This is a genomic window from Nocardioides sp. NPDC101246, assembly GCF_044767415.1.
Taxonomy (GTDB): domain Bacteria; phylum Actinomycetota; class Actinomycetes; order Propionibacteriales; family Nocardioidaceae; genus Nocardioides.
The window spans coordinates 267,969-289,355 of sequence record NZ_JBIWNX010000005.1 but is presented as its reverse complement, the minus strand read 5'-3'; the positions used below and the strand labels follow the sequence as shown (position 1 = coordinate 289,355).

The following is a 21,387-nucleotide window of genomic DNA, read 5'->3' as shown; positions in this document are numbered from 1 at the left end:
ACTTTCAGCGCTCAGCCGGGGGGCGAGATCCCTGTACCGCGCGACCCGGTTGCCCTGTCGACTACACATCTGATCGTGAAAGGGAGTCTTCGTGGCTCTGCCTCCGGACATCACCCCTGAACAGCGCGCTGCCGCGCTCGTCAAAGCCGCGGCCTCGCGCCAGGAGAGGGCTGCTGTCAAGAACAAGGTCCGCACTGGCGGCATGTCCGTCCTCGAGGTCATCGAGGAAGGGAAGAAGAACGAGGTCGTCGGCAAGATGAAGGTCATCGACCTGCTGACCTCCCACCCCGGCCTCGGTGAGGTGCGGGCAACCCAGATGATGGAGCGTCTCGGCATCGCGATGAGCCGCCGTGTGCAGGGCCTCGGCCCCAAGCAGGTGGCCGCGTTGGTCGAGGAGTTCGCTCGCCGATGAGTCTGATGGCGGACGAGAAGACCCCGGCCGGCGCCGGCGAGGGCCACGAGAAGCGACTGGTCGTCCTGGCCGGTCCGACCGCGGTCGGCAAGGGCACCGTCGCAGCGGCGGTGCGCGACGACCACCCCGAGGTCTTCTTGTCCGTCTCGGCGACGACCCGCAAGCCCCGGGCGGGTGAGGTGCACGGGGTGCACTACCTGTTCGTCTCCGACGAGGAGTTCGACGCGATGATCGCCGGTGGCGAACTGCTGGAGTGGGCCACGGTCCACAACCTGGCGCGCTACGGCACCCCTCGTGGTCCCGTCGACAAGGCGCTGGCCGAGGGCCGCCCGGCGATGCTCGAGATCGACCTGCAGGGCGCCCGGCTCGTGCGCGAGACCATGCCCGAGGCCATCTTCGTCTTCCTGGCCCCGCCGAGCTGGGACGAGCTCGTACGCCGGCTGGTCGGTCGAGGCTCCGAGACCGAGGCCGAGCGGGAGCGTCGCCTGGAGACCGCGAGGGTCGAGCTGGCGGCGGAGAAGGAGTTCGACGTCACGATCGTGAACCACGAAGTTCATCAGGCAGCCGATGAGTTGGTAACCTTGATGACGCTCGGGCTTCCGAGCAAGAAATCCGACCAAGCCGACAAGTGAGGCTCACGTGGCTGCCCCTCAGATCGACGCCCAGGGCGTGACCAACCCCTCGATCGACGACCTGCTGACGAAGACCGACAGCAAGTACAAGCTGGTTCTCTACAGCGCCCAGCGGGCTCGCCAGATCAACGCCTACTACTCCCAGCTCGGCGAAGGCCTCCTCGAGTACGTCGGCCCCCTGGTCGACACCCACGTTCAGGAGAAGCCCCTCTCGATCGCGCTGCGCGAGATCAACGAGGACCTGCTGACCTGCGAGGACATCGACCCGGCCGAGCTGGCCGCCCAGGCCGCGGCTCAGGCCGCTGCTGCCGAGGCGCCTGCCGCCGACGCCTGATCGTTCAGGTCTTCAGCTGTCCACCAACAGCACCACTCCGGCCGCTCCCCTCGAGGGGGAGCGGCCGCGCGTGGTCCTAGGGGTCGCCGGCGGCATCGCCGCCTACAAGGCGGCCGAGCTGCTACGCCGGTTCACCGAGTCCGGCCATGACGTGACCGTGGTCCCCACGGCCGCCGCCCTCGAGTTCGTAGGCGCCCCCACCTGGGCGGCGCTGTCGGGCAAGGAGATCGCCACCGGCGTCTTCGAGAACATCACCGAGGTCCCGCACGTACGCATCGGGCAGCAGGCCGACCTCGTCGTGGTCGCACCCGCGACCGCCAACACGCTCGCCCGCGCGGCCCACGGCCTCGCGGACGATCTGCTCAGCAACGTACTGCTCACCGCGCGCTGCCCGGTCGTGTTCGCCCCGGCGATGCACACCGAGATGTGGGAGCACCCGGCGACCCAGGCCAACGTCGCCACCCTGCGCGAGCGCGGCAACATCGTCATCGAGCCCGCCGAGGGCCGGCTGACCGGCAAGGACACCGGCAAGGGCCGCCTGCCCGAGCCGGCCGAGATCTTCGAGCTCTCCCGTGCCGTCCTCACCCATGGCGGGCGTGCCGACCTCGTCGGTCGCCGCGTCGTCGTCTCGGCCGGCGGCACCCGGGAGTACCTGGACCCGGTTCGCTTCCTCGGCAACCGCTCCTCCGGGCTCCAGGGCTATGCCATCGCCCGTGCCGCGGCCGCCCGGGGTGCCGAGGTGACCCTGGTCGCCGCCAACGTGACCCTGCCCGACCCGGCCGGCCTGAAGGTCGTACGCGTCGGCACGACCGCCGAGCTGCGCGACGCCGTGGTCTCCGCGGCCACCGGTGCGGACGCGGTCGTCATGGCCGCCGCCCCTGCCGACTTCCGGCCGACCGGGGTGAGCGAGTCCAAGATCAAGAAGGCCGCCGACGGGTCGGCGCCGACGATCGAGCTCGTGCAGAACCCCGACATCTTGGCCGAGATCTCCCACCACCGGACCAAGCCGGGTCAGGTCGTCGTGGGGTTCGCGGCCGAGACCGGCGACGCGACCGGATCGGTGCTCGAGCTCGCCACGGCCAAGCTGAAGCGGAAGGGCTGCGACCTGCTCGTCGTCAACGACGTCAGCGGCGGCGCGGTCTTCGGCAGCGAGGTCAACAAGGCGGTCATCCTGGGCGCCGACGGAGGACACGTCGACGTGGCCGAAGGGGCGAAATCAGCCCTCGCAGAGGTGATCTTGGACCAGATCTCCTTACGCCTGGATGAACAACGTACAAACTGAACGACACGCCACGCGCCACGATGAGGACCACCCCTGTGGACCTGGGGTATGGGGTCTATGTTTGTCGACCAGAACGATTGACGTTTATCTGCCTGAACAACCACACGAACCTGTGAAACGGAGCTACACGTGACCGGACGTCTCTTCACGTCGGAGTCGGTGACCGAGGGGCACCCGGACAAGATCGCCGACCAGATCAGCGACACCGTGCTCGACTACCTGCTCGAGCACGACCCCAAGAGCCGGGTGGCTGTCGAGACCCTGCTCACCACCGGCCTGGTCGTCGTCGCCGGCGAGGTGACCACCGACGCCTACGCGCCGGTCGCCCAGCTCGTGCGCCAGAAGATCCTCGACATCGGATACGACTCCTCCCTCAAGGGCTTCGACGGTCACTCCTGCGGTGTCCAGGTCGCCATCGGCGCGCAGAGCCAGGACATCGCCCAGGGCGTCGACACCGCCGAGGAGCACCGCCTGGACAGCTCCGTCGACGAGCTCGACCTGCAGGGTGCCGGTGACCAGGGCCTGATGTTCGGTTACGCCTGCGACGACACGCCCGAGCTGTTCCCGCTGCCCATCAAGATGGCGCAGACGCTGGCGGAGAAGCTGACCGCGGTCCGCAAGGACGGCACGCTGGACTACCTGCGTCCCGACGGCAAGACCCAGGTCACCATCGAGTACGACGACGAGAACAAGGCCGTCCGCGTGGACACCGTCGTCCTCTCGACGCAGCACTCCGAGGAGACCACCCAGGAGCAGCTTCACGCCGACATCAAGAAGTACGTCATCGAGCCGGTGCTCGAGCAGTTCAAGTCGTCGGTTCCCTTCGACGGCTACAAGCTGCACATCAACCCGACCGGCCGCTTCGTCGTCGGCGGTCCGATGGGTGACGCCGGCCTGACCGGCCGCAAGATCATCGTCGACACCTACGGCGGCATGGCCCGCCACGGCGGCGGCGCCTTCTCGGGCAAGGACCCCTCGAAGGTCGACCGGTCGGCTGCGTACGCCATGCGCTGGGTGGCCAAGAACATCGTCGCCGCGGGCCTGGCCCGTCGCGCCGAGGTGCAGGTCGCCTACGCGATCGGCAAGGCTCAGCCCGTCGGCGTCTTCGTGGAGACCTTCGGCACCCACACCGTGCCCGAGGCCAACATCCAGAAGGCCGTCCTGGAGGTCTTCGACCTCCGTCCGGCCGCGATCGTGCGCGACCTCGACCTGCTCCGCCCGATCTACGCCAAGACCGCTGCGTACGGTCACTTCGGCCGCGAGCTCCCCGAGTTCACCTGGGAGCGCACCGACCGCGCCGACGCCCTCAAGGCTGCCGCCGGCGCCTGATCCACCCCAACCACTGCCGAGTCGGCGCGTTATAACGCGCCGACTCGGCATGGTTTTCGGTCAGGACGAGCCGACTCGGCGTTGTGTCGGTGGGGGCTGGTAGGAATGTCGATTGTGAGCCGGGGACCGCAGGAGGCAGCCGGGGCAGCCGAGCTGGAGCTGCCCGGGCTGGTTCGCGACCGGGTCAAGGAGGGGCGGGCGAAGGCGGCGGCCACGCGGGCCCGGAAGGCCGCGGAGGCACAGGTCGCCGAGGTCGATCCGGTCGCCAAGGTCTTGGTCGACCTGCCGATGGCCCACCTGGACCGGCCCTTCGACTATGCGGTCCCGGCCTCGATGGCCGAGGAGGCGCAGCCCGGCGTCCGGGTGAAGGTGCGGTTCGGCCCCAAGGACGTCGACGGGTTCGTCGTGGCGCGGGCCGAAGCCTCCGAGCACGCGAAGCTGCAGCCGCTCAAGCGTGTGGTCAGCTCCGAGCCGGTGCTCACACCGCAGGTCGCTGCGCTGAGCGAGTCGGTCGCCCGGCGCTACGCAGGTGCCCGGGCCGACGTCCTCCGGCTGGCGATCCCCCCTCGGCACGCCTCGACCGAGAAGGAGCCGTCAGCGCTCGCCCCGGCCCAGCGCCCCTTCGACGCCGCAGCCGCGGCGCAGGCATGGGCCGGTCATGAGCCCGCGGCCGCGTTCCTACGACACCTGGCCTCCGGCGGTGCCCCGCGCGCGGTCTGGCACGCCGCGGCCGGGACCGATCACGCCGACCTGATCGCCCACGCGACCGCGGCGACGCTGGCCTCCGGACGCGGTGCGCTGGTCGTGGTGCCGGACTGGAAGGACCTCGCCCGTCTCGACAAAGCGATGACCAAGGTGCTGGGGGAGGGGCAGCACGCGGTGCTGGCCGCCGACGCCGGACCCGCCTCGCGCTACCGGGAGTTCCTCCGGGTCGCCCGGGGTGCGGTGAAGGTGGCGATCGGGACCCGCGCGGCCGCCTTCGCGCCGGTGCACGACCTCGGCCTGGTGGTCGTGTGGGAGGACGGTGACGACCTGCTCGCCGAGCAGCGCGCGCCCTACCCGCACGCGCGCGACGTGCTGCTGCTGCGGGCCGAGCAGGAGCAGGCGGCCGCGCTCGTGGGTGGCTTCGCCCGGACCGTGGAGGCCGAGTTCCTGGCCGAGACCGGCTGGGCGCAGGAGATCCGTCCCACCCGGGCGCTGGCCCGCGAGCGGGTGAGCATCGAGATCACCGGCGACACCGACTTCGACCTCGAGAAGGACCCGCTCACCCGGGCCTCCCGGGTGCCCCGCGAGGCCCACGAGATCGTCCGGGCCGCGCTGGCCACCGGCCCCGTCCTGCTGCAGACGCCGCGGCGCGGATACGCGGCCTCGCTGGCCTGCGACCGGTGTCGTACGCCGGCCAGGTGCTCGGCCTGCCAGGGGCCGCTGCGGCTCGGGGGTCCCGCCGAGCCGCCGACGTGTGGCTGGTGCGGTCACGTCGAGGCGGCCTGGGCGTGCGGATCCTGCGGCGGGTTCGGGCTGCGGGCGCCGATCATCGGTGAGGCGCGCACCGCCGAGGAGATGGGTCGCTCGTTCGCCGGGGTGCGAGTGGTGACCTCATCGGCGGGGGCGGTCAAGCAGACGGTGCCGGGCACACCGGCGATCGTGGTCGCGACCGTCGGTGCCGAGCCGGTCGCGGAGGGCGGTTATGCCGGCGTGCTGCTGCTCGACACCTGGCTGCTGCTGGGGCGGCCGGATCTGCGTACGGACGAGGAGGCGCTGCGTCGTTGGAGCAACGCTGCGGGGCTGGTGCGGCCCGGTGGGCGGGTGCTCGTGGTCGGTGACCCGGCGCTGTCGGTGCTGCAGGCGCTGGTGCGCTGGGACCAGCCGGGGTTCGCTCGACGCGAGGCGGCCGCGCGACAGGAGGCCCACCTTCCGCCGGCCTCGCGCCTGGCGACCATCACCGGCACGCCCGGGGCGCTCGACGACGCGCTCACCCTGCTGGCGCTGCCGCCGGGTGCGGAGGTGCTCGGGCCGGTGCCCGCCGAACCCACCTCCACCGGAGAGCCACGGCTGCGGGCGGTCGTACGGGTGCCGCGCTCTCTCGGGGTGAGGCTCCCCGAGGCACTCGGTGAGCTGCAGCGGGTGCGGTCGGCGCGCAAGCTCGACCCGGTGCGGGTCCAGGTGGATCCGCCGACGCTCTGACCCACGCTCAGCCCACGTATTGTGGTCCCGACACGCTCGACCATCTAGGAGACCAGTGGCAGTCCAGTCCATCCGACTCTTCGGCGACCCCGTGCTGCGCAAGCCAGCGATCGAGGTCGTCGACTTCGACAAGGAGCTGCACAAGCTCGTCGCCGACCTGACCGACACCATGCTCGAGGCGCCCGGCGCCGGGCTGGCCGCTCCCCAGATCGGAGTGAGCCTGCGGGTCTTCACCTGGTACGTCGACGGCCAGGTGGGTCACCTGGTGAACCCGGACCTGACTCTGTCGGAGGAGACGCAGGACGGGGGAGAGGGCTGCCTCTCGCTGCCCGACATCACCTTCGACTGCCGCCGGGCTCTGTCGGTGGTCGCGAAGGGGTTCAGCATGCACGGTGAGCCCGTCACCATCGAGGGCTCCGAGCTGCTCGCCCGGGCCATCCAGCACGAGACCGACCACCTCGACGGCATCCTCTTCATCGACCGGCTCGACGAAGTCGCGCGCAAGGCGGCGATGAGGGAGATCCGGGAGTCGGAGTGGTTCGGCCTCGAGAAGCCGACCGTGAAGATCTCGCCGCACGCGACGAACGGGTTCGGGTTCTGATGAGGGTCGTCTTCGCAGGTACGCCCGAGGTCGCCGTCCCCTCCCTGGACGCCATCGCCGCCTCGCGTCACGAGCTCGTCGGTGTCGTCACCCGGCCCGACGCCGCGCAGGGCCGCAGCAAGCGGCTGGTGCCCTCGCCGGTGGCGCAGCGGGCCGAGGAGCTGGGAGTGCCGGTGCTCAAGCCGGAGCACCCCCGCGAGCCCGAGTTCCAGGCCGAGCTGAAGGCGCTGGAACCCGACTGCTGCCCGGTGGTCGCCTACGGCGCGATGCTGCCGCAGTCGGCGCTGGACATCCCTCGCCACGGCTGGGTCAACCTGCACTTCTCGCTCCTGCCCGCCTATCGCGGCGCCGCTCCGGTGCAGCGTGCGGTCTGGGCCGGCGAGGAGATCTCCGGCGCCACCACCTTCCGGATCGTGAAGGCGATGGACGCCGGTCCGGTCTTCGGCACCATGACCCAGGCGCTGGCCGTCGACGAGACCTCGGGGTCCCTCTTCGAGAAGCTCACCGAGGGTGGTGCCGGGCTGCTGGTGTCCACGCTCGACGGCATCGAGGACGGCTCGCTGGAGGCGCGCGAGCAGCCCGCCGACGGGGTCTCCTACGCCGACAAGATCACCGTCGAGGACGCCCGGATCGACTGGACGCAGAACGCGGTCGCCATCGACCGGCAGGTTCGCGCCTGCACCCCGGCGCCCGGCGCCTGGACGCTCCTCGACGGGGAGCGGTTCAAGGTCGGGCCGGTCACGATGGCCGACGAGACGGTGACGCCCGGAGAGCTGGTCGTCCGCAAGAACGAGGTCCTCGTCGGCACCGGCACCACCGCGGTCCGGCTCGGCCGGGTGAAGGCCTTCGGCAAGAAGGAGATGCCGGCGCCGGACTGGGCCCGCGGCGTACGTCTGGAGTCCGGTGTCACCTTCGAATAGGGCCCAGCCGGGTAGACGCCCCGGCAGGAGGCCGCAGGGACCGCGAGGACCGGGGACGCGGGGCGGCACCAAGGCCGCCGATCCGGCCCGGCTGGCCGCGTTCGAGGTGCTCAAGGCGGTGCGGGTCGATGAGGCGTACGCCAACCTGGTGCTGCCCCACGTCCTCGGCCGCCTCGGGTTGGAGGGCCGGGACGCGGCCTTCGCCACCGAGCTCGCCTCGGGGACGCTGCGCCAGCAGGGGACCTACGACGCCGTGTTGGCCGCCTGCATCGACCGGCCGCTGGCGAAGGTCGAGGCGAAGGTGCTCGACGTGCTGCGGCTGGGCGCGCACCAGGTGCTCTCCATGCGGGTGCCCGACCATGCCGCGATCTCGACGAGCGTCGACCTGACCCGGTCGAAGGTCGGCCAGGGGCCGGCAGGCTTCGTCAACGCCGTCCTGCGCAAGGTCACCCGCAAGTCCCTCGACGAGTGGGTCACCGAGGTGGCGCCCGCACGCGAGCGGGACCACGACGGCTGGGCCGCGGTGGCCTTCAGCCACCCTCGCTGGGTCGTCGAGCGGCTCGCCGAGGCCGTCGGCCGTGACCAGGTCGACGCGCTGCTCGAGGCCGACAACGTGCCACCGTCGGTCACGCTGGTCGCCCGTCCCGGACGGGCGACGGTCGACGAGCTAGGCGGCGCGCGCACCCCCTACTCGCCCTTCGGCGTCACGCTCGAGTCCGGCTCGCCAGCCGGAGTCACCGCCGTGGCCGAGGGGCGTGCGGGCGTACAGGACGAGGGCTCGCAGCTCGTGGCGATCGCCCTGGCCGAGGCCGACATCCACCGGGAGGATGCCCGGGCGGAGTCGTGGCTGGATCTGTGCGCCGGCCCGGGCGGGAAGTCGGCGCTGCTGGCTGCCCTCGCCGCCCAGCAGGGTGCGGCGCTGGTGGCCAACGAGCGCCAGCCGCACCGCGCCGGACTCGTCCTCGCCAACCTGACCGACCGGTCGGCCGGGACGCAGGTGGCCGGGGTCGCCGGGGTCGTGGCGGGCGACGGAACCACGCCGCCGTTCAAGGACGCGACCTTCGACCGCATCCTCGTCGACGCGCCGTGCACCGGCCTGGGCGCGCTGCGCCGCAGGCCGGAGGCACGGTGGCGACGGGCGACGGCCGATCTGGACGTACTCGTCGACCTCCAGCGCTCCCTCCTCGACCGGGCGATCGACCTGACCCGGCCGGGCGGCGTGGTCCTCTACGCCACCTGCTCACCGGTGCTCGCCGAGACGAAGGGCGTCGTGGAGAGCGTGCTCGAGGGCCGGTCCGACGTCACCCTCGAGCCCGTCTCCGCCACGGCCGGCAACGTGCCCGACAGCGCCGGACCGATGCCGGGCACCGTTCAGCTGTGGCCGCACCGCCACGGCACCGACGCGATGTTCCTGGCGCTGCTGCGACGCACCCCGGAGGGGATCAGCCGACCCACCTGAGCGAGTCGGCCAGCGCCTGGAGCTCGGCGTCGGTCGTGCCCTGTCCGCTCTGCACGCTGATGAAGATGTCGCCGTGCACATCGGTGACGTAGGCACCGGAACCCGGGCCACCCTTGTCGGGACTCGTGCTCCATGTCGCGTAGTCCTCCGCTGGGCGGATCACCAGAGCGGCAACTCCGCCGTCCTGCGACGTGCAAGACGCGCTGTCGTCGATGAGGGACCACTCACAGGTCCACCCGTCGGGTACCTCGACCGGGACGGTGGTCACGAGCCCGTGGCGAAGGCCCTCGGTAGCGAACCGAAGCCCGACATATTCCTGGCCGATCGGGAAACCCTCCGCCCAGTAGTCCTGCACGGCCGCTTCGGGGCCGGACAGGACCATCGTGAACCCGGTCCCGGACCCGGTCATCGAGGAACCGCCCTGGATGGTGATCTCCATCGTGCCGGCGGTCGCGTCGGTGACGACCAGACCGGTGACACCGTTCCCGAGGTCCATCTTCTGGCCGGGGACGAGGGCGGCAGGCGAGGCGGAGGGCGCGCTTGCGATACCGAGGGGAGCCTGGTCGACGGCGGTCGTCGACAGCAGCTGGGAGAGCCCGAGCCCTCCTGCCGCGAAGGCGCCCACGGCCGCAGCGGCTCCGACGGTCACGGTGATGCGCCGGCGACGCCGGATGCGTGAGCCCGCGCTGATCGCGCCGGACGAGATCCGGGCGTAGTCGGGGTGCTGGCCGTCGACACGGTCGTGCAGTGCCGTACGGAAGCTGTTCTCTGGGTCGTTCATCGGGTGGTCCTCTCCGGGAAGATGTCCGCGACCAGCGGGCGCAGCCGTTCCAGGGCACGCTTCGAGCGGGTGCGGACCGCCGTCTCGGTCAGTCCGAGGTCGGCAGCTGTCTGGGACACGGACCGGTCCTCCCAATAGCGCGCGACGAGCACGGCCCGGTCGGTCGGCGACAGCCGCTGGAGGGCGGCAAGCAGGTCGATCCGGGCGCTGGGGTCGGCATCGCTGCCCGGATCGTCCGGCAGCGTGGAGGTCGGCATCTCGGCGTTGCGCCGGAGCCGTCGGTGGGAGATGAATCCGTTGAGGAGCACACGTCGCGCGTAGGCCGCCGGGTTGTCCGCCCTGCTGACTCGCCGCCAGGAGGCGAAGACCCGGGCGTACGTCGTCTGGGTCAGGTCCTCGGCCAGGTGATGGTCACCCGTCAGCAGCAGCGCGGTGCGGTAGAGCGTGCCACCCGTTGCATGGACGAAGTCGGCGAACTCCTCGGCGGAGGTCTTCGCGGTCGATGTGCTCACATCCCTTCGACGCCTCGGCCTGAGGTCCACGTGACACCCCCGTACGGATTCGGATGAGCGAGTTTCGGGTCACCGCATCATCGCAGCGCCTACGCTGGCGAGCATGGCCAAGTCATCGCCGTCGGTCGAGATCGAGGTGGACAACCGCGTCGTCCGGATCTCCAACCCGGACCGGGTTTACTTCCCTGAGACCGGGGCGACGAAGCTCGACGTGGCGCAGTACTACCTCGCTGTCGGCCCCGGCATCGTCAACGCGCTGTGGGAGCGGCCGTGCATGCTGCACCGGTTCCCCAAGGGCCTGGCCGGGCCGAAGGTGCACCAGAAGCGGCTGCCGCAGGGTGCGCCCGACTGGGTCGAGACCGTACGCCTCTACTTCCCGCGCTGGGGCCGCACCGCCGATGAGCTCTGCGTGACCGAGCTCGGTGCGGTGATCTGGGCGGTGCAGATGTCGACGGTCGAGTTCCACCCCTGGAACAGCCGCCGCGAGGACACCGAGAAGCCCGACGAGTGGCGCATCGACCTCGATCCCGGTCCGGCGTGCCCGTTCTCGACGGTCCAGACGGTGGCGGGAGTCGTCCGCGAGCTCCTCGACGAGCTCGGCGCGGTCGGCTACCCGAAGACGAGCGGTGGCTCGGGCATGCACGTCTATGTCCGGATCCCGGCCGAGCACGGGTTCGCTGACGTACGCCGCGCCGCGCACGCCTTCGCCCGTGAGGTCGAGCGCCGGGCACCGAAGCTGGTCACCACCGCCTGGTGGCGCAAGGACCGCGACCCGGCGCAGCTCTTCGTCGATTTCAACCAGAACACTCGAGATCACACGATCGCGTGCGCCTACTCGATCCGCGGCGTTGCAGACGGCCGGGTCTCCACCCCGATCACCTGGGAGGAGACCAAGGACGTCGACCCGCGTGAGTTCACGATGCGTACGGTGCCGGCACGGTTCGCGGAGATCGGCGACCTGCATGCCGACATCGACGACCATCCGTTCTCGATCCAGCCGCTGCTCGAGTGGGCCGACCGGGACGAGCGCGACGGCGCCGAGGAACCGCCCGAGCCCGACGACGCCGGGTGAGCCTCACCAGACCTCGAGGCGCTCGCCCAGGGTGCGACCGAGCTCCTTGGAGTAGGTCGCGGTGAGGTGGTGGCCGTCGCGATGGGTGATCGTGTCGCCCACGACGGTGGTGCAGATGCCGACGCTGTCGCAGAACATGTCGTCGAGGTCGACGGTCTCGACGCGCGCCGCCTTGGCCGCCTGCATCTGCAGGTCGGCGCCGTCCTGCTGGCTCTCGAGCGGCTTGTAGGTGCAGGGCGAGAGCGTCTTGTTGCTGCTCAGGCAGGTGGCCGGGTCGAACTCGAGCGCCGGTACGTCGCGCAGCCACACCGTGCGCTCGGCGGCGGGCTTCACCTGGGCCAGCAGGCGCTGGTAGCCGCGGTAGACGGCGCGGCGTACGTCCTCGCGGTCGGTGTGCCGGCCCGAGGAGTCGTGGTAGGCGGCGCTGATCGGGCGCGAGGAGATCAGCAGCAGGTCGGGGCGGAGCTTCTTGACCGAGGAGAGCATGAAGTCATGGAAGTCGTCGCACGAGGTCATCGGGTCGGTGCTGTCGATCTTGTCGGGGGTGACCAGCGAGACGGTGCACTGAGGCATCGCCAGGATGTAGGCGCGGTAGCCGGAGCGCTCGGCGATCTCCTCGACCGCGGGTGTCCAGTGGCGGGCGTGGGAGTCTCCGATGACCACGATCGTCTTCTCGGCGTCGGCGTCACCGCGCGGGCACAGCTTGCGTACCTTCGTCGAGTAGTAGTTGCACTCGCCGACCGACTCGACGTCGTCGGAGAGGTTGGTGAGGCCCGGCTTCAGATTGGTGGGGATCGCCTGGTTCTTGCGGGCCGCGAGCACCGAGGCTCTCACCAGCGCGGGGAGGGCGTCGGGCTCCTGCGGCTCGGCGGCGGGCGGTGCGGCGCTCGACGCGGGTCGGTCGGGTTGCTTGGACGGTCCCGAGGAGGCGGAGGAATCGGCCTCGGCCAGCGTGATCGCCGGCTCGTAGCCGTCGCGGGCGGTCCCGGTGGCGTAGGTGTTGGCGCCGAAGCAGGTCACCGCGACGAGGGTGATGCTCAGCGGGTAGAGCGCCACCGGGCCCAGCGTGGCGGCTCGACCGAACGCCGGACGGCGCCAGATGATGCCGCGCCGGAACGGTTCCTCGACGAAGTGGTAGGAGAGCCCCGACAGGCCGAGCGCGAGTGCGACGAGGAGCACCTGCTCCCACCAGCGCAGCTCGCGGCCCAGCTGCAGCTCGGCGAGGACCAGCACGGGGAAGTGCCACAGGTAGAGCGAGTAGGACCAGTTGCCGACGACCTGCAGCGGCGGCACCGACAGCAGCCGGCCGACCACCGTCGGGCCGTGCCACAGCGTGCCGGCCACGATGATGAAGACGCTGCCGAGAACCGGCACCAGTGCCGGGGTGCCGGGGAACGGGGTCGCGTCGTTGAACTGCAGGCAGGCGCACACGATGAAGAACATCCCGAACGCCGAGAGCACCTGTGCCCGCCAGCGCGCGGTGGCGTCCTGCGGCCCGTCGTCGCGGAACGCGATCGCCGCGATCGCGCCCAGGCCGAGCTCCCAGGCGCGGGTGAACGGCGAGAAGTACGCCGCCTCCGGGCTGGTCCGGGTCAGCACCGCCGAGGCCAGCAGCGATGCCACGATGACGGCGCCGAGTGCGATGACCAGCACGCGCCTGCGCCCGCGTTGGTCTGGCTTGGCGGGGCCTTCGGTCGCGGTGCTCCGGCGGTGCCGCTTCATCGCCCACAGGCAGCCCAGGATCATCAGAGGCCAGACCAGGTAGAACTGCTCCTCGACCGCGAGGGACCAGAAGTGCTGCAGCGGCGAGGGCGGCAGCGCCGCCGAGAAGTAGTCGGTCTCCAGCGACGCGAACCGGAAGTTGGCGGCGAACGCTGCCGACCACAGCGCGTCGAGGGCGATCACGCGGGTGCGTACGAAGCCGAGGAAGAGCGCTGCGTAGACGACGGTCGCGAGCAGCACCAGCGTCGCTGCCGGCAGGATCCGGCGGGCCCGGCGCGCGTAGAAGCCGAGCAGGCTGACCCGGCCCTCGGTGCGTACCTGCCGCATGAGCTGCTGGGTGATCAGGAAGCCCGAGATCGCGAAGAAGACGTCGACGCCGACGAAACCGCCGGTCAGCGACCCGAAGCCGACGTGCAGCGCGACGACCGCGAGCACCGCGATCGCACGGAGGCCCTGGATGTCGGGACGATGCCGAGACGGGGTGGGGCCTGTCGACTCCACGAGCAGCCGCACCTCCCTCAGCCAAGCCCATTCGTCACATTCGTCGCGACGATAACTCTCGTAACCGGCCGATCCTGGTAGACGCGCCTAGGGGCTGTTTCGGAAGGTGGCCCTAGTCCAGGTCGAGGTCGTCGCCTGCCGCGACGGGTCCTGGCGTCGCCGGAAGTGGGGGAGGAGTGCCACCGAAGGCGGGGCACAGCGGCTTGTGGGCGCACCATCCGCACAGCTTTCCCGGGTTCGGCTGCCACTCGCCGGTCTCCTGGGCGGTGCGGATGGCCCGCCAGATCGCCTCGGCTTTGCGCTCGGTGGCGAGCAGGTCGGCCTCGTCGGGCACGTAGCGCAGGATGTCGCCGGAGCCGAGGTAGATCAGCTGCAGCATCGCCGGCACCACGCCCCGCGTCCGCCAGATCACCAGGGCGTAGAACTTGAGCTGGAACAGCGCCTTCGCCTCGTACGCCTCGCTGGGAATCCTCGAGGTCTTGTAGTCGACCACCCGGATCCGGCCGTCGACGGCCACGTCGACACGGTCGATGAACCCGCGCAGCAGCAGCTTGGAGTCGAGCAGCGCCTCGACGTAGTGCTCGCGCTCGGCGGGCTCCAGACGGCGCGGGTCCTCCAGGTCGAAGTAGCGCCGCAGCACCTGCCGGCACGACTCCAGCCAGCCCTCCTCCGCCTCGTCGGACTCGTCGGACTCGTCGGTCTCGGAGGTGAACAGCGTCGCCAGGGCCGGATCGAGGCTGCGTACGTCCTCCCACGCCTGCTCCACCATCGACCTCGCCTGCCGGGGCGTGCGCTCCGGAGCGGGCAGGTCGAAGAGGTCCTCGAGCACCTTGTGCACCACGGTCCCGCGCGCGGCCGCCTCCGAGGGTGGCTCGGGAAGCTGGTCGATGGTGCGGAACCGGTAGAGCAGCGGACACGAGGTGAAGTCGCTCGCGCGGCTCGGGGACAGCGACCCCAGCACGTTGACGCCGTCGACCGGGGTCGACAGCGAATCGGCGGGTGAGGTGCTCATGACCTCGACATTATTCGCAAGCACCGACAACCGGGCCGACACCTTCTGGCAACCGTCTTTAAAGTACGCTCGGAATGTGGCAGACCCTGACCCACGCCCCGGCGGCGACAAGCCGGTCGAAGAGGCGGAGCCCAGCTCCCGAGTCCCGGGCACGATCAAGGTCGGCTCCGTCGCGGGCAGCGACATTCTGGTGACGCCGTCCTGGTTCCTCATCGCGGCGCTGATCGCCTGGTGGATGGCGCCTCAGATCGATGAGGTGGAGCCGGGCCTGGGCTGGCTGACGTACGTCGCCGGCTTCGCCTTCGCGGTCGTCCTCTACGGGGCCGTCCTGCTGCACGAGGCGGCCCACGCGGTCGTCGCCAAGCGGCTCGGCTACCCCGTCGGTGTGATCATGCTCCACTTCCTCGGCGGCGCCACTTCCGTGGAGAAGGAGGCGAAGAGGCCCCGCGACGAGTTCTGGATCGCCGTCGTCGGACCGCTGGTCTCGCTGGCCGTCGCCGCAGCCGCCTTCGGTGTCTCCTTCCTCACCCCTGGCGGCCTGATCGGGCTGTTCGTCACCGGCCTATGGTTCACCAACCTCTTCGTCGGCGTGCTCAACCTCGTCCCCGGTCTGCCTCTCGACGGCGGCCGGTTGCTCAAGGCGGGTGTGTGGGCCGCGACCGGCGACATCAACCGCGGCAACATCGTCGCCGGGTGGGCCGGCCGGGTCCTTGCGGTCGTCGTGCTGCTGTGGCCCTTCATCCAGGGTCAGATCCTCGGCGTCCAGCCCGACCTGACCGACTACGTCCTCGCTGTCATCATCGGCGTCTTCCTCTGGAGCGGCGCCTCCGCGGCGATCATGTCGGCGAGAGCGCGCATGCGGCTCCCGCTCCTCGTCGCCCGCGACCTCGCCCGCCGCACCCTGGCCGTCCCCGCCGATCTTCCGCTCGCCGAGGCCGTACGCCGTGCTCAGGAGGCCGAGGCCGGCAGCATCGTCACGGTGAGCAGCGGCGGCGAGCCGATCGGTCTCGTCCACGAGGGCGCGCTGCTGGCGACCCCGGAGGACCGTCGTCCCTGGATGGCCACCTCGACGGTCACCCGTCAGCTCGAGGACGGGCTCACCCTCCCGGCCGACATCGACGGGGAGTCCCTGGTCAAGGCGATCTCCAAGACGCCGGCACCCGAATACCTCCTGGTCGAGCCGGACGGCTCGATCTACGGCGTACTGGTCACCTCCGACGTCGACGCGGCCTTCCGCGCGGGAGCATAGGAGATCGCGCGGTTTGCCGGGTTGGCCCAGGAAACGGGTAGCCTCGGCGGGTGTCAAGCGCTGATATCCCAGACATTCCGGCCGAGGCCCGAGCGGGCGTGCACCGCGGGCCGCTTCGTGAGGGCGAGTGGGTGCGGCTGACCGACACCAAGGGTCGCCGCCACAACTTCGAGCTCGTCGCCGGCAAGCGCTTCTTCTCCAACAAGGGCCACATCGATCACGACGAGCTGATCGGCCGCGAGGAGGGCTTCACGGTCACCGCCTCGACGGGCGGCGAGTACCTGGTCTTCCGCCCGCTCCTGTCGGAGTTCGTGGTCTCGATGCCGCGCGGCGCTGCGGTGGTCTACCCCAAGGACGCCGCCCAGATCGTCGCCATGGCCGACATCTTCCCGGGTGCCTCCGTGGTGGAGGCCGGGGTCGGCTCCGGTGCCCTGACCTGCTCGCTGCTGCGCGCGGTGGGCCCGTTCGGCACGGTCACCTCCTTCGAGCGTCGCGAGGAGTTCGCCGAGGTCGCTCGCAAGAACGTCGACCAGTTCTTCGGTACGCCGGCGGGGGAGTCCCACCCGAGCTGGTCGCTCAACCTCGGCGACCTCCAAGAGGAGCTTCCGCGCCAGCAGATCCGCTGCGACCGGCTGATCCTCGACATGCTCGCTCCGTGGGAGTGCGTCGACGCCGCGGCCGAGGCGCTCTACCCCGGTGGCATGGTCTGCGCCTACGTCGCGACCACCACCCAGCTGTCCCGCTTCGTCGAGACCGTCCGCGCCCACGGCGGGTTCACCGAGCCGCAGGCGTGGGAGTCGCTGGTGCGCGACTGGCACGTCGAGGGTCTCGCGGTCCGTCCGGGCCACAAGATGATCGGCCACACCGCCTTCCTGGTCACGGCCAGGAAGCTGGCACCGGGGGAGCGTGCGCCGCGCAAGACGCGTCGACCTGCTCCCGGGGCGTACGGACATGACTACACCGGCCCGCGCCCGGCCGACATGCCGGCTCCCGAGCCGGTCGTGGAGGCCCTGCCCGAGGATGGCGCCGAGGTGGACTGAGTCCGCTCCGCAACGGCGCACAACTTCCGGTGTGCCACGGGTCGACACGAACGTGGCCGCTGTCGACGAATAGTGTCCAACACCGGTAAATCCTTCTCCTCTCCTGCCCCTCTCCCTTGTAGGGTCGAAGCAGTAGAGGAGGTGTGCTGATGTCGACATCCGACGGATTCCATTCCGAGGGGCGCAGCCCCGAGGAGCTCGAGAGTCATGTCCGTTTCCTCGAAGCTGAGGTGACCGACCTGCGGCACAGACTGACCGAGATGCCCGGATCTTCGCGTGGCCTGGAGGCGCGGCTCGCCGACGCGCAGCGCTCCCTGGCCGCCGTTACGTCGCAGAACGAGCGACTCACCGTGACGCTTCGGGATGCCCGAGACCAGATCATCAAGCTCAAGGAGGAGGTCGACCGGCTGGCACAGCCGCCAGCAGGCTTCGGCACCTTCATCGAGCGCAACGAGGACGACTCGATCGATGTCTTCACCGGCGGGCGCAAGCTCCGGGTGACCGCATCGCCCAACGTCGACCTCGACGAGCTGCGCTATGGCCAGGAGGTCATGCTCAACGAGGCGCTGAACGTCGTGGCCGCGATGGAGTTCGAGAAGGTCGGCGAGGTGGTGATGTTCAAGGAGCTGCTCGCCGACGGTGAGCGCGCCCTGGTGATCGCCAATGCCGACGAGGAACGGGTCGTGCGTCTCGCCGAGCCGCTCCTTCAGGACGCCATCCGCGCCGGCGACTCGCTGCTGCTCGAACCACGCTCGGGATACGTCTATGAGAAGGTCCCGAAGTCCGAGGTCGAGGAGCTCGTCCTGGAGGAGGTGCCCGACATCTCGTACGAGTCGATCGGTGGCCTCGCCGGCCAGATCGAGCAGATCCAGGACGCGGTCGAGCTGCCGTACCTCTACCCCGACCTCTTCATCGAGCACCAGCTCAAGCCACCCAAGGGTGTGCTGCTCTACGGTCCTCCGGGCTGTGGCAAGACCCTGATCGCGAAGGCTGTCGCCAACAGCCTGGCGAAGAAGGTCGCCGCGAAGACGGGAGCGGACGGCAAGTCCTACTTCCTCAACATCAAGGGCCCCGAGCTCCTCAACAAGTACGTCGGCGAGACCGAGCGCCACATCCGTCTGGTCTTCCAGCGGGCTCGGGAGAAGGCCGCGGCCGGCACCCCGGTGATCGTCTTCTTCGACGAGATGGACTCGCTGTTCCGCACCCGTGGCACCGGTGTCTCCTCCGACGTGGAGAACACCATCGTTCCGCAGCTCCTCTCCGAGATCGACGGCGTCGAGGCTCTGGAGAACGTGCTGGTGATCGGTGCCTCCAACCGTGAGGACATGATCGACCCGGCGATCCTGCGTCCGGGCCGTCTGGACGTGAAGATCAAGATCGAGCGTCCCGACGCCGAGGGTGCTCGTGACATCTTCTCGAAGTACCTGGTGCCCGATCTGCCGCTGCACCCGACCGACGTGGGCGAGTTCAACGGCGACAAGCAGGCCACCGTCGACGAGCTGATCCGTACGGTCGTCGAGCGGATGTACACGGAGTCCGAGGAGAACCGCTTCCTGGAGGTCACCTACGCCAACGGCGACAAGGAGATCCTCTACTTCAAGGACTTCAACTCCGGCGCGATGATCCAGAACATCGTCGACCGGGCCAAGAAGATGGCCATCAAGTCCTTCCTGGACTCCGGCGAGGACTCCGGCCAGAAGGGTCTGCGGGTGCAGCACCTGCTCCAGGCCTGCGTGGACGAGTTCAAGGAGAACGAGGACCTCCCCAACACCACCAACCCCGACGACTGGGCCCGCATCTCCGGCAAGAAGGGCGAGCGGATCGTCTTCATCCGCACGCTCATCACCGGCAAGCAGGGCACCGAGCCCGGCCGTTCGATCGAGCAGGTCTCCAACACAGGTCAGTACCTGTAGGAGCCTGACGACAGGGCCCGCTGCCATCGTGGCAGCGGGCCCTGCGTACGTCTGGGCGTCGGTCAGCGCGCCTGGACCGAGACGAGCGCCGCGTTGCCGCGCGAGTCGACCTTGACCACCGCGACGGCGTCGCCGCCGTTGACGTCGGCCTCGATCTCCCGGGCCCGGTCCTGCGGGACGAAGAAGCTCTCGATGCCGCAGCTGAGCCGCCAGCCGTCGTCGTGACACTTCAGGAACGGGCGCTCGGCAGGCCGCTCCGTCGACACAGTGGTGGCCTTCCAGACCTTGCCGCTTCGTGCCAGCGAGACGTACACGTCCTCGGTCTTCTCCGTCGAACGACTGCTGAGGTCGGGGTAGGCGAGGTCAACGTAGGCACCGCGGAGCGGGTCGATCGGGTCGACCGGCTCGACGCGGAGCCGGATCTCCTCACCGGTGACGCGGGCGGAGAGCTGGCCGGCGACGGCGAAACCGACGAGGCCGAGGTTGAGGATGCACACGAGGGCCACCCAGGTACGTGTGTTCATGAGAGCGCCTCGCCGAGGTTGGCGGCCACGCCTCGCCGGGCGCGGTCGAAGACAAATCCGGTGGCCAGCAGGAGCACACCCAGCATCAGGAAGAGGGTCGCGCCGGACATGATCGGCGCGAAGACGGCGAAGCTCTGCATGGTCGTGAAGACGACGAGCGCGCCGGTGGCGAGCACGACGAGCAGCGTCTGGTCGCGCACCGAGCCGTCGACGGCGACCGCACCGGCGACCACGACGTACACCGCGATGCTGACGAAGGCGGACAGCCACGCCGCGCCCGACACCGAGCCGAGATCGTCCACGTGCGGGTCCCAGGCGACCAGGGCGAGCCCGATCGGCACAATGAGCGCCGAGGCCAGCACCTCCCATCGCGACAGCACGGTCGTACGGCCGACGGCCACCGCGGCGAGGACCACGGCCACCACCAGCGCCACGAGGAGGGTCGGGCTCAACGCCAGGTCGTGATCGCCGATCTGCGGAATGGCGGCGACGAAGAGGCCACCCAGGACGAGTACGCCACCCGCCAGCCGCCACACGTCGGCGAACCCCTTCCGGCCTCGGTCGTGCAGCGCAGCCATCGCGGTCGCGACCACGCCCCCGACCAACACCGCGACCACGCCGGCGAACGTGGACTCGCTGCTCGCCACCACCTGCCAGTCGAACCAGATCATCGTGGTCACGATGCCGACGACCAGCGGTGCCAGTCCGGCGCTCGCGTAGGCGTACACAAGCGCCCCGAGCCCCCACAGACCCACCAGCGAGGGCTCGAACGCCGGCACCTGGAGGCTCTGCGCGGCCTGGAAGATCACGCCGCCGAAGGCGATCGCCGCGATCCCGCGAAATGCGCCGCGCAGGGGCCGGGGGAGCGGGAGCGTCTCCGCGGCGGCGGTGAACCCGAGCCAGACCACGACGATCCCCACGAACCGCACCAGCGGGGAGAGCGCGTCGAGGTTGGTCGCCACGAGCCACAGCAGCCCGACCCCCAGGAACCCACCACCGAGGTAGGAGATGACCCGCGTCAGCGAGCCGGCGCGGGAGGCGACGTACTGCCTCGTGATCGTCTCCGCGGCCTCCTCGGTGAGGATGCCGTCGTCCACCCAGCGGGCGGTCTCGTCGTTCAGCCAGTCGAGCCGCCTCGGCGCGATGGGTCGTGCTCGTGTGTCCATAGGACCATTGCAGCGGCTCGCAGGGGATCGGCGCGTGAGCACACGTACTCAACTCCGGCCGTCCACTGCTCCCGCAGGCGGCGGCCAGGGTCTATTCGGCTGCGGGTGGGAGGCTCGCGGGGCTAGTGTTTGAGCGTTCGCGGGGCGGGCCTGCACGGACGGGGGAGTCGGATGGCATCGTGGTTGTTGATCATGGTCGGAGCTGTGGTGCTCGTGGCCGTGCTCGGCGTCGTGGCGCTGGTCTGGGTCCTGTCCGGACGAGCCGAGCCGGGTGGCGTGATCGACCCGAACAACGACCCCGGGGTCCAAGCGGCCCAAGCTCAGGCGCAGCGAACCAACATCCAGCACAACGTCGGGGACATGGGCCCCAGCATCTGAATCGCTAAGGTTGACTGACGTGGCAGACGAGATGGCGCGCAAGGACATCGAGGCGGGTCTGGAGACCCGCCATGAGCTGGGCGATGCGTTCGACGCGGAGCTGGTGGCCGGTTTCGCCGACCGCATCGAGAAGACTGTCCAGGATCGGGTCGGCGCCACCGCTGCCGCCCGGACCCTCGCCGAGCGCAACGAGTCGCGCACCTCGGTCTTCCAGTTCGTTCTGGGCGCCGGCTCGGCCGTGGCCGGCATCCCGATCAGCATCACCCTCGGCGTCACCGACAACCTCGGCGCCCTGGTGATCTCCTGGGTCGGCCTCGTCGGCGTCAACGTCGCCCACGCGCTGCGTACTCGTAAGCGCTGAGGC

At 70.1% G+C, this 21,387-nt stretch carries 21 protein-coding genes; 15 read left to right on the top strand and 6 right to left on the bottom strand.

Going from position 1 to position 21,387, the window contains the following annotated elements; all coding sequences use genetic code 11:
- Nucleotides 1–91: 91 nt before the first annotated feature.
- From mihF to ACIRON_RS11435, 9 genes are all read left to right on the top strand, one after another.
- Complete coding sequence (gene mihF, locus ACIRON_RS11475) at nucleotides 92–412, top strand: integration host factor, actinobacterial type (protein WP_168381123.1); 321 nt, start codon at nucleotides 92–94, stop codon at nucleotides 410–412.
- Nucleotides 409–1,044: a guanylate kinase gene (gene gmk / locus ACIRON_RS11470; protein ID WP_402992436.1), complete on the top strand. Its 636-nt coding sequence runs from the start codon at nucleotides 409–411 to the stop codon at nucleotides 1,042–1,044. Before mihF ends, gmk begins: the two co-directional genes overlap by 4 nt.
- A gap of 7 nt (nucleotides 1,045–1,051) precedes the next feature.
- Nucleotides 1,052–1,378: a DNA-directed RNA polymerase subunit omega gene (rpoZ, locus tag ACIRON_RS11465; RefSeq protein ID WP_091041322.1), complete on the top strand. Its 327-nt coding sequence runs from the start codon at nucleotides 1,052–1,054 to the stop codon at nucleotides 1,376–1,378.
- Nucleotides 1,379–1,448: 70 nt separating this feature from the next.
- Nucleotides 1,449–2,660: a bifunctional phosphopantothenoylcysteine decarboxylase/phosphopantothenate--cysteine ligase CoaBC gene (gene coaBC, locus ACIRON_RS11460; protein ID WP_402992435.1), complete on the top strand. Its 1,212-nt coding sequence runs from the start codon at nucleotides 1,449–1,451 to the stop codon at nucleotides 2,658–2,660.
- Nucleotides 2,661–2,789: 129 nt separating this feature from the next.
- Nucleotides 2,790–3,989, top strand: coding sequence for a methionine adenosyltransferase (metK, locus tag ACIRON_RS11455; RefSeq protein WP_402992434.1), 1,200 nt, complete (start codon nucleotides 2,790–2,792; stop codon nucleotides 3,987–3,989).
- Nucleotides 3,990–4,103: 114 nt separating this feature from the next.
- Nucleotides 4,104–6,173 carry a primosomal protein N' gene (locus tag ACIRON_RS11450; RefSeq protein WP_402992433.1) on the top strand — a complete coding sequence of 690 codons (2,070 nt, stop codon included), beginning with the start codon at nucleotides 4,104–4,106 and terminating at the stop codon, nucleotides 6,171–6,173.
- Nucleotides 6,174–6,228: 55 nt separating this feature from the next.
- A complete protein-coding gene (gene def / locus ACIRON_RS11445; protein ID WP_402992432.1) occupies nucleotides 6,229–6,774 on the top strand; it encodes a peptide deformylase in 546 nt (181 codons plus the stop codon).
- Nucleotides 6,774–7,694 (top strand): methionyl-tRNA formyltransferase, encoded by a 921-nt coding sequence (gene fmt, locus ACIRON_RS11440; protein WP_402992431.1) that lies wholly within the window; start codon nucleotides 6,774–6,776, stop codon nucleotides 7,692–7,694. The genes def and fmt overlap by 1 nt, the downstream gene beginning before the upstream one ends.
- 91 nt (nucleotides 7,695–7,785) lie before the next feature.
- On the top strand, nucleotides 7,786–9,153 hold the full coding sequence (locus tag ACIRON_RS11435; RefSeq protein ID WP_402992555.1) for an RsmB/NOP family class I SAM-dependent RNA methyltransferase: 1,368 nt from the start codon (nucleotides 7,786–7,788) through the stop codon (nucleotides 9,151–9,153).
- Here ACIRON_RS11435 and ACIRON_RS11430 read toward each other — a convergent pair.
- The gene (locus tag ACIRON_RS11430) at nucleotides 9,137–9,934 is read right to left on the bottom strand and encodes a hypothetical protein (protein WP_402992430.1); all 798 of its coding nucleotides are present in this window, start codon (nucleotides 9,932–9,934) and stop codon (nucleotides 9,137–9,139) included. The genes ACIRON_RS11435 and ACIRON_RS11430 overlap by 17 nt on opposite strands.
- A complete protein-coding gene (locus tag ACIRON_RS11425; protein WP_402992429.1) occupies nucleotides 9,931–10,446 on the bottom strand; it encodes a SigE family RNA polymerase sigma factor in 516 nt (171 codons plus the stop codon). The genes ACIRON_RS11430 and ACIRON_RS11425 overlap by 4 nt, the downstream gene beginning before the upstream one ends.
- Before the next feature lie 103 nt (nucleotides 10,447–10,549).
- Here ACIRON_RS11425 and ligD point away from each other — a divergent pair, with 103 nt between their 5' ends.
- Nucleotides 10,550–11,518 (top strand): non-homologous end-joining DNA ligase, encoded by a 969-nt coding sequence (gene ligD, locus ACIRON_RS11420; protein WP_402992428.1) that lies wholly within the window; start codon nucleotides 10,550–10,552, stop codon nucleotides 11,516–11,518.
- Between the two features lie 3 nt (nucleotides 11,519–11,521).
- On the opposite strand, the gene ACIRON_RS11415 is transcribed toward ligD, so the two are convergent.
- Entirely contained in the window at nucleotides 11,522–13,741 is a 2,220-nt protein-coding gene (locus tag ACIRON_RS11415) for an acyltransferase family protein (protein ID WP_402992427.1), read from the bottom strand.
- Between the two features lie 112 nt (nucleotides 13,742–13,853).
- Nucleotides 13,854–14,753, bottom strand: coding sequence for a RecB family exonuclease (locus ACIRON_RS11410; protein ID WP_402992426.1), 900 nt, complete (start codon nucleotides 14,751–14,753; stop codon nucleotides 13,854–13,856).
- A gap of 76 nt (nucleotides 14,754–14,829) precedes the next feature.
- Between ACIRON_RS11410 and ACIRON_RS11405 the strand changes: the two genes are divergently transcribed.
- The 3 genes from ACIRON_RS11405 (at nucleotide 14,830) to arc (ending at nucleotide 18,955) form a co-directional block, all read left to right on the top strand.
- A complete protein-coding gene (locus tag ACIRON_RS11405) occupies nucleotides 14,830–16,002 on the top strand; it encodes a site-2 protease family protein (protein WP_402992425.1) in 1,173 nt (390 codons plus the stop codon).
- A 50-nt stretch (nucleotides 16,003–16,052) separates the two neighbouring features.
- Entirely contained in the window at nucleotides 16,053–17,042 is a 990-nt protein-coding gene (locus tag ACIRON_RS11400) for a tRNA (adenine-N1)-methyltransferase (protein WP_402992424.1), read from the top strand.
- Between the two features lie 149 nt (nucleotides 17,043–17,191).
- Nucleotides 17,192–18,955: a proteasome ATPase gene (gene arc / locus ACIRON_RS11395; RefSeq protein WP_091041342.1), complete on the top strand. Its 1,764-nt coding sequence runs from the start codon at nucleotides 17,192–17,194 to the stop codon at nucleotides 18,953–18,955.
- 62 nt (nucleotides 18,956–19,017) lie between these two features.
- Here arc and ACIRON_RS11390 read toward each other — a convergent pair whose 3' ends face one another.
- Nucleotides 19,018–19,479 (bottom strand): GDYXXLXY domain-containing protein, encoded by a 462-nt coding sequence (locus ACIRON_RS11390; RefSeq protein WP_402992423.1) that lies wholly within the window; start codon nucleotides 19,477–19,479, stop codon nucleotides 19,018–19,020.
- Nucleotides 19,476–20,645 (bottom strand): DUF2157 domain-containing protein, encoded by a 1,170-nt coding sequence (locus ACIRON_RS11385; protein ID WP_402992422.1) that lies wholly within the window; start codon nucleotides 20,643–20,645, stop codon nucleotides 19,476–19,478. The genes ACIRON_RS11390 and ACIRON_RS11385 overlap by 4 nt, the downstream gene beginning before the upstream one ends.
- 192 nt (nucleotides 20,646–20,837) lie before the next feature.
- Here ACIRON_RS11385 and ACIRON_RS11380 point away from each other — a divergent pair, with 192 nt between their 5' ends.
- Nucleotides 20,838–21,023, top strand: coding sequence for a hypothetical protein (locus ACIRON_RS11380; RefSeq protein ID WP_402992421.1), 186 nt, complete (start codon nucleotides 20,838–20,840; stop codon nucleotides 21,021–21,023).
- A 19-nt stretch (nucleotides 21,024–21,042) separates the two neighbouring features.
- Entirely contained in the window at nucleotides 21,043–21,384 is a 342-nt protein-coding gene (locus ACIRON_RS11375; RefSeq protein ID WP_091041348.1) for a hypothetical protein, read from the top strand.
- The last annotated feature ends 3 nt before the right edge of the window (nucleotides 21,385–21,387 follow it).